The sequence below is a fragment of the Enterococcus sp. H57 genome, assembly GCF_003112495.1.
In the GTDB taxonomy this organism is placed as follows: Bacteria; Bacillota; Bacilli; order Lactobacillales; family Enterococcaceae; genus Enterococcus_B; species Enterococcus_B faecium.
Genome location: NZ_BEHC01000009.1, coordinates 1 through 14952, shown reverse-complemented (window position 1 = coordinate 14952; position 14952 = coordinate 1). Strand labels below are relative to the sequence as shown.

At 36.6% G+C, this 14952-nt stretch carries 14 protein-coding genes; 2 read left to right on the top strand and 12 right to left on the bottom strand.

The features are described from left to right. Positions 1-81: 81 nt before the first annotated feature. The 7 genes from DIZ30_RS02820 to DIZ30_RS02790 form a co-directional block, all read right to left on the bottom strand. Positions 82-1041 carry a family 43 glycosylhydrolase gene (locus tag DIZ30_RS02820; RefSeq protein WP_002297693.1) on the bottom strand — a complete coding sequence of 320 codons (960 nt, stop codon included), beginning with the start codon at positions 1039-1041 and terminating at the stop codon, positions 82-84. An 11-nt stretch (positions 1042-1052) separates the two neighbouring features. Then, a complete protein-coding gene (locus DIZ30_RS02815) occupies positions 1053-2564 on the bottom strand; it encodes an alpha-N-arabinofuranosidase (RefSeq protein ID WP_002324208.1) in 1512 nt (503 codons plus the stop codon). Positions 2565-2585: 21 nt separating this feature from the next. Continuing rightward, positions 2586-3149, bottom strand: a complete 564-nt coding sequence (locus DIZ30_RS02810) for a YesL family protein (protein WP_002297690.1) — start codon at positions 3147-3149, stop codon at positions 2586-2588. Between the two features lie 5 nt (positions 3150-3154). Further along, on the bottom strand, positions 3155-4018 hold the full coding sequence (locus DIZ30_RS02805) for a carbohydrate ABC transporter permease (protein ID WP_002287292.1): 864 nt from the start codon (positions 4016-4018) through the stop codon (positions 3155-3157). Between the two features lie 13 nt (positions 4019-4031). Further along, positions 4032-4928 (bottom strand): carbohydrate ABC transporter permease, encoded by an 897-nt coding sequence (locus DIZ30_RS02800; protein ID WP_002287294.1) that lies wholly within the window; start codon positions 4926-4928, stop codon positions 4032-4034. A gap of 174 nt (positions 4929-5102) precedes the next feature. Continuing rightward, the gene (locus DIZ30_RS02795; RefSeq protein WP_002321046.1) at positions 5103-6392 is read right to left on the bottom strand and encodes an ABC transporter substrate-binding protein; all 1290 of its coding nucleotides are present in this window, start codon (positions 6390-6392) and stop codon (positions 5103-5105) included. After that, positions 6364-7881, bottom strand: coding sequence for an alpha-N-arabinofuranosidase (locus DIZ30_RS02790; RefSeq protein WP_002324209.1), 1518 nt, complete (start codon positions 7879-7881; stop codon positions 6364-6366). Before DIZ30_RS02790 ends, DIZ30_RS02795 begins: the two co-directional genes overlap by 29 nt. Positions 7882-8078: 197 nt before the next feature. On the opposite strand from DIZ30_RS02790, the gene DIZ30_RS02785 reads away from it, so the two are divergent. Next, positions 8079-8969 carry a transcriptional regulator gene (locus DIZ30_RS02785; RefSeq protein ID WP_002307176.1) on the top strand — a complete coding sequence of 297 codons (891 nt, stop codon included), beginning with the start codon at positions 8079-8081 and terminating at the stop codon, positions 8967-8969. A 72-nt stretch (positions 8970-9041) separates the two neighbouring features. Here the strand turns inward: DIZ30_RS02785 and nadE are convergent, their stop codons facing one another. From nadE to DIZ30_RS02765, 3 genes are all read right to left on the bottom strand, one after another. Continuing rightward, positions 9042-9866 (bottom strand): ammonia-dependent NAD(+) synthetase, encoded by an 825-nt coding sequence (gene nadE / locus DIZ30_RS02780; RefSeq protein WP_002307174.1) that lies wholly within the window; start codon positions 9864-9866, stop codon positions 9042-9044. An 11-nt stretch (positions 9867-9877) separates the two neighbouring features. Next, positions 9878-11350: a nicotinate phosphoribosyltransferase gene (locus DIZ30_RS02775; protein ID WP_002297685.1), complete on the bottom strand. Its 1473-nt coding sequence runs from the start codon at positions 11348-11350 to the stop codon at positions 9878-9880. Positions 11351-11988: 638 nt separating this feature from the next. Further along, positions 11989-12351: a DUF1827 family protein gene (locus DIZ30_RS02765; protein ID WP_002297684.1), complete on the bottom strand. Its 363-nt coding sequence runs from the start codon at positions 12349-12351 to the stop codon at positions 11989-11991. A gap of 221 nt (positions 12352-12572) precedes the next feature. Here DIZ30_RS02765 and DIZ30_RS02760 point away from each other — a divergent pair, with 221 nt between their 5' ends. Next, positions 12573-13325 carry a MerR family transcriptional regulator gene (locus DIZ30_RS02760; RefSeq protein WP_002294124.1) on the top strand — a complete coding sequence of 251 codons (753 nt, stop codon included), beginning with the start codon at positions 12573-12575 and terminating at the stop codon, positions 13323-13325. A gap of 139 nt (positions 13326-13464) precedes the next feature. On the opposite strand, the gene DIZ30_RS02755 is transcribed toward DIZ30_RS02760, so the two are convergent. After that, positions 13465-14388, bottom strand: a complete 924-nt coding sequence (locus tag DIZ30_RS02755) for a LacI family DNA-binding transcriptional regulator (RefSeq protein ID WP_002294125.1) — start codon at positions 14386-14388, stop codon at positions 13465-13467. A 14-nt stretch (positions 14389-14402) separates the two neighbouring features. Beyond that, complete coding sequence (locus DIZ30_RS02750) at positions 14403-14675, bottom strand: hypothetical protein (protein WP_002297679.1); 273 nt, start codon at positions 14673-14675, stop codon at positions 14403-14405. Positions 14676-14952: the final 277 nt, after the last annotated feature.

Genomic DNA, 14952 nt, shown 5'->3' with positions numbered 1-14952 from the left:
CTTGCCCCTTTTTATTTGTACGTACATATATCATAACGAGTCTGCAAGGTTTATTCAAGCAAAAATCAAGGTTTCTTGTGCTCATAAGGCATACGGAACAGGTTCACCAAATTCTGGAAATCCTTGCTCATTCCACGTAAAGCATTGCGCGTTCGCGTGCCGATTAGGATTGTCTAACGGATCCCCTTTTTGGTTCTTCTCTGGTCGAGCATGATAGATCAAAATATCAAAGCACCCGTCTTCTGAAACCGTAAACGAGTTGTGACCAGGACCAAATTGCTTATTTTTTTCAGAAGAAACGAATACTGGCTCCGATAATTTATGCCATGATTCTTTTAATAAAAGATTCTTGTGCTCATCAGCCCACAGCAGGCCCATGGCATAGTTTTCATCTGTTGCACTACCAGAATACGTAATGAATATTTTCCCATTGCGAGTAAGGACTGCTGGACCTTCATTTACTGAAAAACCCCGTTTTTCCCATTCATACTCAGGTATAGAAAGGAGGATCTGCTTCCCCTTTAACGTCCAAGGATTATCCATTTCGGATAGATAAAGATTAGAATTCCCAGTAATTTCAGGATCTTGTTGGGCCCACACATAATATAGCTTTCCTTGAGAAGAGAAAGTTGTTCCGTCTAAACTGAAAGTTTCCCTTTTCGTTTTTATTTGTCCCTTTTCTATCCAATCTGTATTCATTGGATCTATATGCTGATTTTCAAGTACGAACATGCGGTGATGATGAGATTCATCACGTATAGTTTTATGATTGCTTGCAGCAAAGTAAATATACCATTTTCCATTGATATAATGGACTTCAGGTGCCCAGATCAATTCACTCATCGGTCCTTCTTCATGAGCCTGCCATACAATCAGGCTTTCAGCATGTTCTAATTCATTCAGTGACTTTGCCCTTCTTAATTCAATCACTTGGTAGCCTGGAACCGATCCTGTAAAATAATAATAACCATCTGTATGTTTATATACCCAAGGATCTGCCCGTTGCCGAACGATAGGATTATTATAAAGTGTCTTCATCATAACAAATTTCCTCACATTTTCTTTATTCTAATTACATTCCAAGAGTATTTTTCTATCTCTACATTTAATTCGTCATGTTTTTCTATTGAAAAATAGTTTATTTCAGGTTTTATTTTTTCTGGTTCTTCACGTGTATTTTTGTCCAACAGATCGCTACTGGTTAATGTGTAGTGCTCTCCTTGATCTAGCAAATTGAAATCATGTTCAATCGTTATCTTTTGTTGTTCATTTGTGCGATTGATCAAGAAAATAGTCAGCTGATTGCCGTTATCTACGATCACACTGTCCACATAAGGAACATTTTTTATCTTTTCACAATCATAAACAGGGCAAATGATTTGTTGTTCCAATACTTGACCTTTAGCATATTTCGATAAGTGTTGCATCACATAATAAGTTGGATTCCTCCATGCTTGTCCTTTAGCATCTGTCAGTATTAAAGGTATTGTGTTTACTAACAATGATTGACAACTAATCTTTACGCGATCTGCGTGTCGTAAAATAGCCAGCCCTAATGAACCAAATAATAATGTATCTTCCATAGTAAAGTAACACCAATCGATGGGACTACCGACTTCAAAATCCCTATGTCTTTTTTCCGGTTGGGCATGTACATTCCATTCATCAAACGCTAGATACATTGTTTTCTCACTTCTCAAATATCCTTTTACATAATCACAAGTAGCAACGATTTCTTCAATTTGACGATCGAATCGATAAGCTTTTGCAAGGTATGTCGCTGTATCATCACGCTCATTTTTAGGAGGTTTAGTCAAGTCTTCTTCATCATACTTATCAATATAGTTATGCAAAGCTAAATAATCTACATTCTCATAAGCTTCTTCTAATGCGATACGATCCCATTCAGGGTACGATGGTAAACGTGGCGTAGAGCTTCCAACTAAGATTGTTTCAATTGAATCATCCACTAACTTCATGACTTTTGAGGCTTCATTTGCTAACCTACCATATTCATAAGCACTCTTAGCCCCCACTTGCCATGGCCCGTCTAGCTCATTCCCTAAACACCATAATTTAACGCCAAAAGGCTTTTTTTGCCCATTTTTTATTCTTAAATCACTCCAGAAGGTTCCTTTTGGAAAATTACAATATTCTACTAAATTTTTTGCTTCATCAATTCCTTTTGTTCCTAAATTCACCGTGAATATCGGTTTCGCTTGTACATGACTGATCCATTTAAAAAATTCGTGGAGTCCAAAAGAATTTGGTTCTATACCTCGCCATGCTAAATCAATTTTTTTTGGTCGTTGTTCTTTCCTACCTACAGTATCCACCCAATCATAACCAGATGTAAAGTTTCCTCCAGGATAGCGAATGACACCTAATTCTAATTCCTTTACATAAGAGAGGACATCTTGTCTAAACCCGTCACCATCAGCTGTTTCATGGCCCGGTTCATAAATCCCTGTATAGACGACACTTCCCATATGCTCAACAAATGAGCCAAACAGCCGAGAACTGATCTCTCCTACCGTAAAATCCTCTCTGATTTTTACTTTCACTTCTTCGTCCAACAGCTTTCCCTACCTTTCATTTCCTATAGTCAAGATAATAGATACAAGTTTCCATACGCCACCAGCAAAGATAAAAATAAAAGGAGGGAAAAGAAATATGAGCAGTACAAATCCTAATAACAATACGCAACAAAGAATATTTCTCAAAAAATCAAAAAATACTTTCCATGCACTTTGTTCAAAAATTTGTAAAAATGTGATATCTTTGTTTTCAGAAATCACATATATCCAGGATAAAAGAAACATGGAATAAATAAGTGAAACTACATATCCACTAATTGAAAGTACGATTGTCTGTTCTTCTAATAATTGATTAACAAGAAAATAAATAATGATTGTTAACAGACTAAGGAACAAGTTCTTACCAAAATGTTGCTTTATTCCTTGAAAGAAAAAATAAATGATATTTCCTGATCCCTCACCTTTCCATTGCGCCATTACATAAAAAACAGCACATGTAGCAGGCACGATAGTAATAACAGGCAAACACACGATTACCCAGAGAATACCTAATAAGATGTAATCAGAAACCACAATCAACTGTCCATAAAATTTAGTCTCAACTATTTTCATCTTCCTCACTCTTTCATTCCAGACATAGCTGTTCCTTGAACAAAATATTTCTGTGCAAAAATATAAACCACTAGTAATGGCAGCATTGAAATAACCGTTCCAGCCATTACAGGTCCATAAAAAGAAATGTTCTGCCCCGTAAATAAAGCTAACCCTGCTGGTAAAGTTCTCATTTTTGAACTACTTGTCAATATCAATGGATAAAGCAAGTCATTCCAACTATTCATCAGCGTGAAAATCCCTAATGATAAAAGAGTAGGTTTGCTCAATGGCAACATGATTTTCAAAAAAATATTAAACTCACTTAATCCATCAATGCGTGCTGCCTCTTCCAAAGAATCTGGTAAAGTAATAAAAAAGGAACGCATCATGAAGATACCAAATGCAGTTGTCATACGAGGAATGATCAAACCTGCATAAGTATCAAGCATGCCAAGCAAATTGACTTCAATAAATAGAGGAATCATGAAGACTTGGAATGGGATCATCATTGTCAGCAAAACGAAATAGAACAAAACTGATTTTCCTTTGAAACGCATACGAGCAAATGCATACCCCGCAAGAGAATCAAAGAATACAGAAGTGATCACTGTCCCTCCAGCAAAAATCACTGTATTTTTGATGTAATCTAATAAAGGGATCGTTGTCCAAACCTTAATATAGTTATCTAGGGTATAGCTATCTGCAAATATTCTAGGCGGAAATGAGATAATGTCTTTTTCGTGTTTAAAAGAAGAAATAATCAGCCACAAAAAAGGAAACGCAATAACCAACAATATAACTAGCATACTAATCGTTCGAATGATTTTTTTACCACTAACTGCTTTTCGACTATTCACAGTAACTGTAATCGAGCTTTCTGGTGCCATACAGGTTTCCCTCCTATTTCATTTGTTTTTCTTTCCGTGACATGTACACATTAGTGGAGATAGCTATAGTTGCAACAATGATAAACAAAACCGAAGACAGTGCTGATGCATAGCCCAATTCATAAGGTGCTGTAAATCCTCGACTGTAAATATATTGAACAGCTGTTTCTGTCTTAAATTGTGGGCCACCAGCGGTTGCAACATATACTTGGTCAAACACTTGCATCGAACCAATCAGATTCGTTAAAATACAAAAACCTAAGGAGGGAACGATCTGAGGTAGCGTAATGTTAAAAAACTGCTGTCGATTTGTTGCACCATCCATTTGAGCAGATTCATACAAAGAGGGAGAGATTCCCTGAATAGCAGTCAAGAGAATCGTCATAGTAACACCAAAATTCTTCCAAACAGTCATGATGGCTACCGTCGGCATAGCAAGGGTTGGATCGCGAAAAAATTGAGGGATCGGCAAGCCGACTTGTGAAAACAAGTAAGGAATCGCCCCTACATTCGGATCAAGCAACATAGAAAAAATAATCGCAATTGACGTCAATGAACAAATAACTGGAATGTAAAATGTCGAACGACAAAAACGATTGAATCTGGTATTTTTAGATAATGCTACTGCTGCTAATAAACCAACGATAATTTGTGTTGGCGTTTCGAGTACGGTGAAATATAAAGAATGAATCAACGAATTAACTGCTCGTTCATCACTAAATATACGTGTGAAATTTTCAAAACTTACAAAATTTCTTGATGTAAAGAAAATATTCAAATCTGTAAAACTAATAGCAAATGTTCCTAAAAGCGGTATGACAGTAAATAATAATAAAACTAAAAAAGATGGAGTTAAAAACAAATACGCAGCACGATCAGGACGATTCCAATATTTGGTGAATCCGTTCATATAGTCCACCTCATCTTTCATTTTGATAAAATATACAATCTTGGTTTAAACGAATCTGAATAAGATATCCGAACAATCGCTGTGATTTTTGCAATAACACCTATCTGCAAATACTAGGTCGATCATTCAGATATCTGTATCTTGCCAACAGTCTATCCTGTATAAAGTTCTGTACTATTTTTGCAGTAATTGATTGATGGCATCATCTGCATCGTTCATGAGTGTCTCAGGATCTTCTCCTGCTAATAATTTTTCAATCAGTGGATTGATGATATCGTTATTGATCGCAGAGATTTGGGTAAAACCTGGTAAATATGGCTCTGCATAGTCCATTTGTTTCGATAATTCAGATACAATAGGATCATTTTTTACTTCTTCATCTTTTGCTACTGAATCCAAGTAGGCAGGAAATCCATTTTCGATACTCCATTTTTTACCAATTTCAGTTGTATTCCAATATTTCAAAAACTCATAGACAGCTTCTTTTTTATTATTATCTGTACTTGCCGGAATGGCATATCCTACGCCATCTAAAATAGCTGTTTTTTTGTCTGAATCACTCCCTTGTGGTAAGGTAGTCACATTATAATCAATCTCGTTTGCTTTCAATCCGTTATTTAACCATGGCCCATTGATTTCAATGGCTAGTTGACCAGCATTCATTAAATTGTCCATTTCGGCGCCAGAAATCGATTCTGGACCAGTCTTGTCTACATGGATCATTTTTTGGATCGCTTTTAACGTTTTAAGGTTCTCAGGAGACGCAAATTCAGACTTAGTATAATCATCGTTCACTAATTTACCGCCATTTGCTAACATCCAGTTATATAACGGTGCAGTTCCATCCTTATTGAAGACAAAACCTGATACATTTTTACTACTATCAGTTAATTTTGGTGCCATTTCTGTCAATTCTTCCCAAGTAGTAGGTGGTTGTTCAGTATCTAATCCAGCTTGTTTAAACAAATCATTATTCCAATACATATACATTCCTTGTACCTGCATGGGGACAAAATACTGTTTACCTTCTACTTCACCTAATTCAATAGCCGTTTCTTTAAAATCAGATTTATCTACTCCATCATATTCCCAGAAATCGTCTAATGGTTGTACCGCTCCGTTTTCTACATACTGTGCAAAATCTGGATAATTTAATGCAATAAAGTCAGGTGCTTTTTTAGAAGAAATCGCTGTAGGAAGTTTTTCATTCAAATTGGCCCAAGTCATGATATCCATTTCAATTTTGATGTTTTTATCATTTGTTTTATTAAATTCATTAACGATTTCTTGCAATATTTCACCATCAGATGCAGTAAACCCATTCCAAAAAGTCAAAGTCACTTCTTTATCAGAATCAGATTCTGCTGAACTTCCGCCACCGCAAGCTCCTAAAATACCTGTTGCAGCTACCAACAAAGAGCCAATTAACCATTTTTTACCTTTCATTTTTTGTTCCTCCTTCATCTGATAAACGACATCTGACCACATTCCAAGATAGCGGTTTCAATAAACAATTGATTTTCCCATCTTCAGCTTTTACATTTGTTGAATGACTTGGTTTTACTTGTTCACTTTTAGGAAGATTAGTTGCTTTTGTATCAAATCCACTCATTTCAGAAAAATCAATCACTCCCTCTACTGATAATTCAGACAAGTGAACAGTTAGATTCATTTCTTCTTCTCCACGGTTAACTGCAAATATGACAAGTTCTTTGTCATTTATTACGGCTATACTTTCTAAATACGGCACTTCTTCAAAATCTTCCGTCGCATAGTTTGCTGAACGAATTTGTGGGCTTAACACCTCTCCTTGTCCATACACAGCAGCTTGCATAAATGGATAATAGATCGTCTGTCTCCAAGCTTCTCCGTTTGTTTCTGTCCTGATTGGTGCAATAACGTTTACCAATTGAGCAAGACAAGCAATCTTTACTCTATCTGCATGTTTCAATAAAGTGATTAATAGACAGCCTAATAGTAATGCATCTTCAAAATTATAGTTATCTTCTAGTAAAGGAGGAGCAATCTGCCAAGGCTCTGCTTGCTCATCTTGTTCCGCTGAATGATACCAAATATTCCATTCATCAAAGGACAGGTTGATCTGCTTCTTACTATGTTTCTTCGCCTTGACTGTATCGCACATCGCTGTCACTTCAGAAATGAACCGATCCATGTCTAAGGAACGTGCAAGATAATGAGAAAGATCATTTTTTTGGTTGCCATAATATTGATGAAGAGACAAATAATCTATTTGATCGTACGCTTGATCAAGAACTGTTAACTCCCAGTCACCAAATGTAGGCATTTGCCGATTCGAACTTCCGCATAAAACCACCTCAATTGAATCATCTACGAGTTTCATCGCCTTAGCCGTTTCCTCTGCTAACCGTCCATATTCTTCCGCTGTTTTATGTCCAATCTGCCAAGGGCCGTCCATTTCATTCCCTAAACACCATGTCTTAATTCCAAAAGGGCTCTCTTGACCATTCGAACGTCTTAAATCACTCCAATAAGTTCCTTTAGGAAAATTACAATATTCGACTAAATTACGAGCTGCATCTACTCCACGAGTACCCAGATTGACAGCCATATTGATTTCGGCCCCCACATGCTGACACCAGTTATAAAATTCATGAATCCCAACTTCATTCGTTTCAATTGTCCGCCAAGCTAAATCCAACCTTCTAGGTCTATTTGCTATGGGCCCAATACTGTCTTCCCAACGAAATCCTGACACAAAATTTCCACCAGGATATCTAATCATGGGAATGTTCAATTCTTTTACCAAGTGAATGACGTCTTGGCGAAATCCACTTTTATTAGCTGATGGATGATCTGGCTGATAAATCCCTTCATATACTGCTCGTCCCATATGTTCAATAAATGAACTGTACAACCGCGGATCAACTTTGCCTACACGCTTGACACTACTAATCAACATTGTGGCTTCCATAACTGACCTCCTTTAATTTATACATGAATAATACACCTTGTTGAAAGCGTTGTCAATAATATAAATGTTAAACTTACTTATTTTTTATCGATTTTAATTAACCTAAATATTAATAATGATTAAAACAAATAATTTAATATAACTTTTATTAACAAATATGTTAATATATAAGAAAAACCTTTTAAGAGGTGATATATATGCAACTACAAATAAACGAAGAATCCTTACCGGTATATGAAGCATTAGCTAGTAAAACAAGGATCAGGATCATCCAGCTACTTTCCAAAAAGAAGATGAATGTCAAAGATTTGGCAAAAGAACTTGGGGTAAGCAGTGCTATCACAACGATGCACGTGAAAAAGCTAGAGGAAGCAAACATCATCAAAACAGAAAAAGTAGGACAACAAAAAATTTCGAGCCTTCGTGTCGATAAAATCGATATCAGTTTTCCAGAAAAAATATTCAATGCTTTTGATACGAAAGAAACATCGATACCTATTGGTCACTATACAAATTATGCAATTGAACCAACATGCGGTTTAGCTACGATCCATGATTTTATCGGGAAAGTGGATGAACCACGCTATTTTATGGATCCTCGAAGGATGGATGCCCGCATTCTCTGGTTTACCAGCGGATTTGTCGAGTATCAGGCACCTAATTTTTTAAATACAGAGGATACATTGGAGATGTTGGAAGTTTCTGTGGAAATTTCTTCTGAATTTCCTTTTTCAAATGACAATTGGCCTTCAGATATCACTTTCAGCCTAAATGGTGTGGAGCTAGGAACATGGACGAGCCCTGGAGATTTTGCTGATATCCGCGGTAAATATACGCCTGATTGGTATCCAGATAATCTTAATCAATACGGCTTGCTGAAGACGATCCGAATTACCAAACACTTGACGAATATGAATGGAGAACCCTTGTCAAACATCACGATCAACGACATCCCTAAAGAGCAAGACACTTGGCATTTGCGAATCGAAGTGAAAGACGATGCCAAACATGTGGGGGGCTGTACTTTATTTGGTAAAGGATTCGGTAATTACGATCAGGATATCAAATTAAAAGTTTACTACAGCTGATATTTTTCTTTTCTATTTTATAAAACAAAAACAGCCAATCCCTATGAAGGGACGGCTGTTTTTGCTTTATTGTTATTTCCAGAAATCATCCAAAACGGAAATTGGCAAATGTCGTTTATGTTGTGTCTTGTTCCACCATGCTTCGATTTTTTCTTGTGCTTGAGCGGGAACTTCTTTTCCTTCTAGATAATCATCAATTTCATTATATGTGACACCTAGTGCGACTTCATCTGCAATCATTGGTTTCCCATCTTCAAGATCTGCAGTCGGAATTTTTGTGTATAATTTTTCCGGTGCATTCAATGCTTGAAGCAATTGTTTCCCTTGTCGTTTGTCCAAACGGAATAATGGCAAAATGTCGGCTCCGCCATCACCAAATTTCGTGAAGAATCCAGTAATGTTTTCTGCAGCATGATCTGTCCCTAATACGGCTCCTGCTCTTTCTCCAGCTACGGCATATTGCGTAATCATACGTTGACGTGCTTTGATATTTCCTTTGTTAAAATCGCTGATTTCCACACCTGCTTCGCTTAATACTTGTACTTGTGCATCAACAGCTGGTTTGATATTTACTCGCAGACTAACATCGGGCTGGATAAAGTCAAGAGCAGCTTTTGCATCTTCTTCATCTGCTTGTTCACCATAAGGAAGACGAACAGCGATAAATTGATAGTTTTCATCTTTTGTTTCTTCACGCATTTCTTCCATCGTTAGTTGCGCCAAACGGCCTGCTAAAGTAGAATCTTGGCCGCCGCTGATACCTAGTACAAAAGTTTTAAGAAACGGATATTTTTTCAAATATGCTTTCATAAAGTCAATACTTTTGCGTATTTCTTCTTTTGGATCAATTGTTGGTTTGACACCTAATTCATTGATAATTTCTGTCTGCAGGCTCATTTATTCTCCTCCTATGCTTCTGTATGAAGTTCTGCTACGCTTTTTTTCATTCGTTCCATGATAGCCATTTTATGGTTCCAGCATTCAGTAGACAGATCGACTGGGTATTTTTGCGGATTCAAGTCTCGTTTATACTCTTCCCATAGTGAATCTAGATTTTCTTTTGTATATTCTTTGATTTCGTTTAGTGCAGGTAATTCGTAAACTCTTTTTCCTTCGATAAAGATATCTTGTAAAACTGGGCGAGCTGTAAAGTCTCGAACAGTTTTATTGATAAACGTATGCACTGGATGGAACATGAAGATAGCTTCTTCTTCTCGAGGGTCTTCATCCCATAATGTAACGTAGTCTCCTTCAGATTTCCCATCAAAATTTCGAGTGATGCGCCACACTTGTTTTTTCCCTGGAGTAGTTACTTTTTCTGCATTGCTTGATAACTTGATCGTATCCATCATGTTTCCTTCATCATCTTCGATCGATACTAGCTTGAATACTGCACCAAGGGCTGGCTGATCATAGGCTGTGATCAATTTTGTCCCAACACCCCATACATCAATTTTAGCTTTTTGCATCTTTAAATTCAAAATCGTTGCTTCATCCAAGTCATTCGAAGCATAGATTTTTGCTTCCGTAAATCCGGCTGCATCTAATTGTTCCCGAACACGCTTAGATATATAGGCCATATCTCCACTGTCGATGCGTACGCCTTGGAAGTTGATTTTGTCACCTAATTCTTTCGCCACGCGAATCGCACTTGGCACACCTGATTTCAACGTATCATAAGTGTCGACTAAGAACACGCAGTCTTTATGGGTTTTAGCGTAGGCCATAAATGCTTCATAATCATTTCCATAAGATTGGACTAACGAATGAGCATGGGTCCCGCTAGCTGGTATCCCAAATATCTTCCCAGCACGTACATTGCTTGTTGCATCTGCTCCGCCGATATATGCCGCTCTAGTTCCCCAGACTGCTGCATCCAGTTCTTGTGCCCGTCTAGTTCCAAATTCCAATAGTGGATCTTCTCCGATGACAGATTTGATACGAGCTGCTTTTGTCGCGATCAACGTTTGGAAATTGACCATATTCAACAGTGCTGTTTCTACTAATTGGCAGTGCGCTAAAGGCCCTTCCACTTGGATCAATGGTTCATTTGCAAAAACTAGTTCTCCTTCACGAGCAGAACGAACTGTTGCTTTAAATTCAAAATTTTGTAAATACTCCAAAAAACCTTCAGGATAGACTTCTAAACCACGCAAGTAAGCAATATCGGAATCATTGAACGTCAGATTCTCTAAATAATTGACTAACCGTTCCAATCCTGCAAAAACCGCGTATCCGTGGTTAAAAGGCATTTCTCGAAAGTAACATTCAAAAACAGCATGTAAATCAGCTCGACCTAATTCCCAGTATGTCTGCATCATATTGATTTGATATAGATCCGTATGCAGCGTCAAACTGTCGTCTGGGTAAGTATTATTCATCTTGTATTACTCCTCTTGGCAAGTTTTCATTTCCTACCCATTATAACAAAAAAAATTAATAGGAAAAGAAATCTTCCATTTTTTCTGAAAAAGCACATGTTTTACGGATATTTCTTGCTAAAAATGAACTCCATCTGCTAAAACTATCCTTTCTTATTGGTATTTAACCTAAACGAGAAAGAATACTTATTTTATTCAATGTATCCGAGACACGAAGAAATTAGCGTTTTCTATTTTTCTTACTTGATAAAATAAGTAGCTTTTCCTACTACAATCGTAGCCGTTAAGATACCGATGATTGAACGAATATAACCAAATGTCTCTACAACATAATCAATGGCAAAAGTTTTTGAAGCAAATAATACATCTTTCCTTTTTTGCTTCTTATCCCCAAAGAAACGGATATAACTTATTATGTATTGAATTTTTTTGGAAAGGCGAATTATGACAAGATATACCTTGCGTTGAAAAAACTCGCGGAAAAAATATCACACGTTTTTTTAAAAAAACAAAAGTAAGAAAGCAGCTGTCAATAGAATGGAAACAAAAATGGCGAGACATCAATCAGTCTCGCCTTGTTTTTTATTGTATACGTTAGATATGGAGCAGGTTACCATAAAGATGATTATTAGTCGTTATTAAATAGAAATCTTCGTATTTTTTTGTTCTATCACTACAATATCTTTATTTGGACGTTTGAATTGTATTCCGGCACGTTCTAGCTCCTGTTTCACTCCTACATGGACTTTGACATCTTCTCGTGTCATTTTTAAAACGTGATGAATCGCATAGTCGATTTCTTGCCTTGTGATTTTTTTCTTCGTATTGATCATCACGACTTGCTTTTTATCATATGTGTCTACCAATAGCAGTTGTGTTCGATCTAACGAAAATAATTTGTAATAATTAATAGCCGTATTCCCAAAAAAGAATTCCACTACTTTAGGATAAAATGTCTTAATATTTAAATTACTATTCACAGGTGTTTCGATTAGCTTCATCTCATTCCTCTTTTCTATATAGTCGATTTAGATCCAATCTAAGTTATGTTACCATCTTTCCTAGCATTAAGGAATCGGTTACAATTGAACCTTTAAAGACAAAAGGATTTACCTTTTATCACTTAATAGTATAACATAATTTCATGAGAAAAAAATACAATTTTTTCTTGACCTTCTCGTTACGTAAAGGATTATGCTTACATTTGTCAGGAGGAAAAATAATGGAGTACACAATAAAGAAAATGTCAGAGATATCAGGAGTCAGTCCGAGAACCTTGCGCTTTTATGATGAGATTGGACTGCTAAAACCAGCTAGGATCAATTCTTCAGGTTATCGGATTTATGGCAAAAAAGAAGTCGATCGTCTGCAACACATCTTATTTTATCGAACAATGGCATTCAAGTTGGATGATATCCAAGAGGTCTTAGACAATCCATCTTTTGACCACCAGAAAGCTTTAATCAAGCATCAGCAAATGTTGCTGGAAAAACGGGCACAAATCGATACCCTCTTGACAACTGTCCAACAGACACTTGATATGTACGAAGGAGGAAGAAAAATGAGTGACAAAGAAAAATTTGAAGGGTTTAAACAACAAAAGTTGAAAGAAAATGAAGAATCCTATGGACAAGAGATTCGACAAAAATACGGAAAAAAAAAGGTTACAGCATCCAATGAAAAATGGATGAATATGGATAAAGAAACGTATGAAGAAATGCAAACTGTTGAAAAGCAGATGTTATTTGATCTCACTCTTTACTTAAAAGAACCAGAAGATGAAAGCTTAGCAGACCGTATCTTCCAAGCTCATAAGAAGTGGTTATCTTACAGCTGGCCTGAATATCAGCCAAAAGCGCATAAAGGACTAGGAATGATGTACGAAGCCGATGAACGGTTCACTGCATATTATGACGAGCGAAGTGGTCATGGTGCAGCAAAAGCTTTAAATGAAATTATCCAAAAAAAGGCGTAATCTTTTACATGATCCAACAAAAAAGTACACGTAAAATGACCTAATAACAAAACAGCAGACACCCAAGTTAGATTTTTATGCTAACTTTTGGTGTCTGCTCCATTCTTTCACAAGTTTTTTCATCCTACTTTAAATATATTCATCGTTGAATAAACGTATAAGGTATTTTCACTTTATCCTTTTTTTCTGTAAGAAACAATTGAAATGCCATTTCTCCGCAAGCTTCCAGATGGTGGTCGATGGTTGGGAAACCAAGAAGCTCGCTGATCAGCAAATTATCGCGTCCAATCACCACTGGTGTCTTATCTTGCAGATAGCTTTGCAAGATGCCTGCTGCAACCATATCCGAATTTGTAAAGACACCATCAACTCCAAGCTCTTTAAAAAAGAAGCCTGCTTGTTTTCCTTTCTCTGCATCTATACAATCCCAAAAAACAAGTGATTCATCAAAAGATGGAAAAAGTTGATGACATAGCTGCAAAGTGATTTTTGAGTTATAACTTAGCCTGCCACTTCGCCCCAACGTGATGCCCAATTGCTTTATACCTTGCTGCTTCAAATAAGTAAGGCCTTCTGTAATTGATTGTTCTCGATCAATAAAGACACAACTTGCCTGTTTTCCCTTGATTTCTTCACAAAAAACTAGAGGTCCATATTTTTGATATGCCAATAAATCATCTAGTGTATTGGCACGAGACGTAATGATCAATCCATCGAAAGCTTTAGCTGCAAATTCTTCAAGATACCTTCGCTCTTTTTCTTTCTGATAGCCCGTCGGTAAAAGTGTCACTTTGTAATCATAATCAAACGCTGCTTCAATGATCCCACTGATCAACTGATCAAAATACGGATGATTGGTATAAGGCAGAATCACTCCAATGCTTTTCGTTTTTCCATAACTTAACTGTCTGGCATTTGCATTAGGGATATAATCGACTTCTTTCATGACCGCAAGTATTTCTTTCCTTTTTTCCTCATCTACATATGGATGTCCATTGATTACACGTGAAATAGTAGAAACTGAATAACCTGTGAGCTTTGCGATATCTCGAATGTTTGCCACTGCTGCTTCGCCACCTATACAAAAAGATTTTCTTGTAAATAGTCTACCACAGCTGGACCGCATTCAAAAAACTGATACATTTTTCCTTCATGCGAAAAACTGATCCGCTGCCCGCCCCAATATATATCTTTTGTCAAAGTTTCGATTTCATTCATTGGTATTTCTTTTACTATATTCCTATTCAACCCTTGAAAACTGTACAACGTTAATACGGATCCCTTGAACTCGACAAACGCATAAAAATAATTGTTCGTTGTGCCATCTGTTATCTCTACATAAGTATTCATTGCAAGCCCTCCTTTTGATACTTTGAGTATAGTGTATGAAACGCGTCTCATAGCAAGGAGTTTGTTTTGCCAAAGAAAAGTTTTATTCCTCTTTCATTATTACCAAAGTCTCTTATTTTAAATTGAATACATTATAATGATACTGTAAATATATCTTTATTATTAGTGAATGGATATTTAGTTTGAGAGTGTAAAATATTTTGTGTAAATAGAAAAAAGGAAGTCCCTTCTGTAGAATAGAGTTACCACAACACATTCACAGAAAAGAGGACTTCCA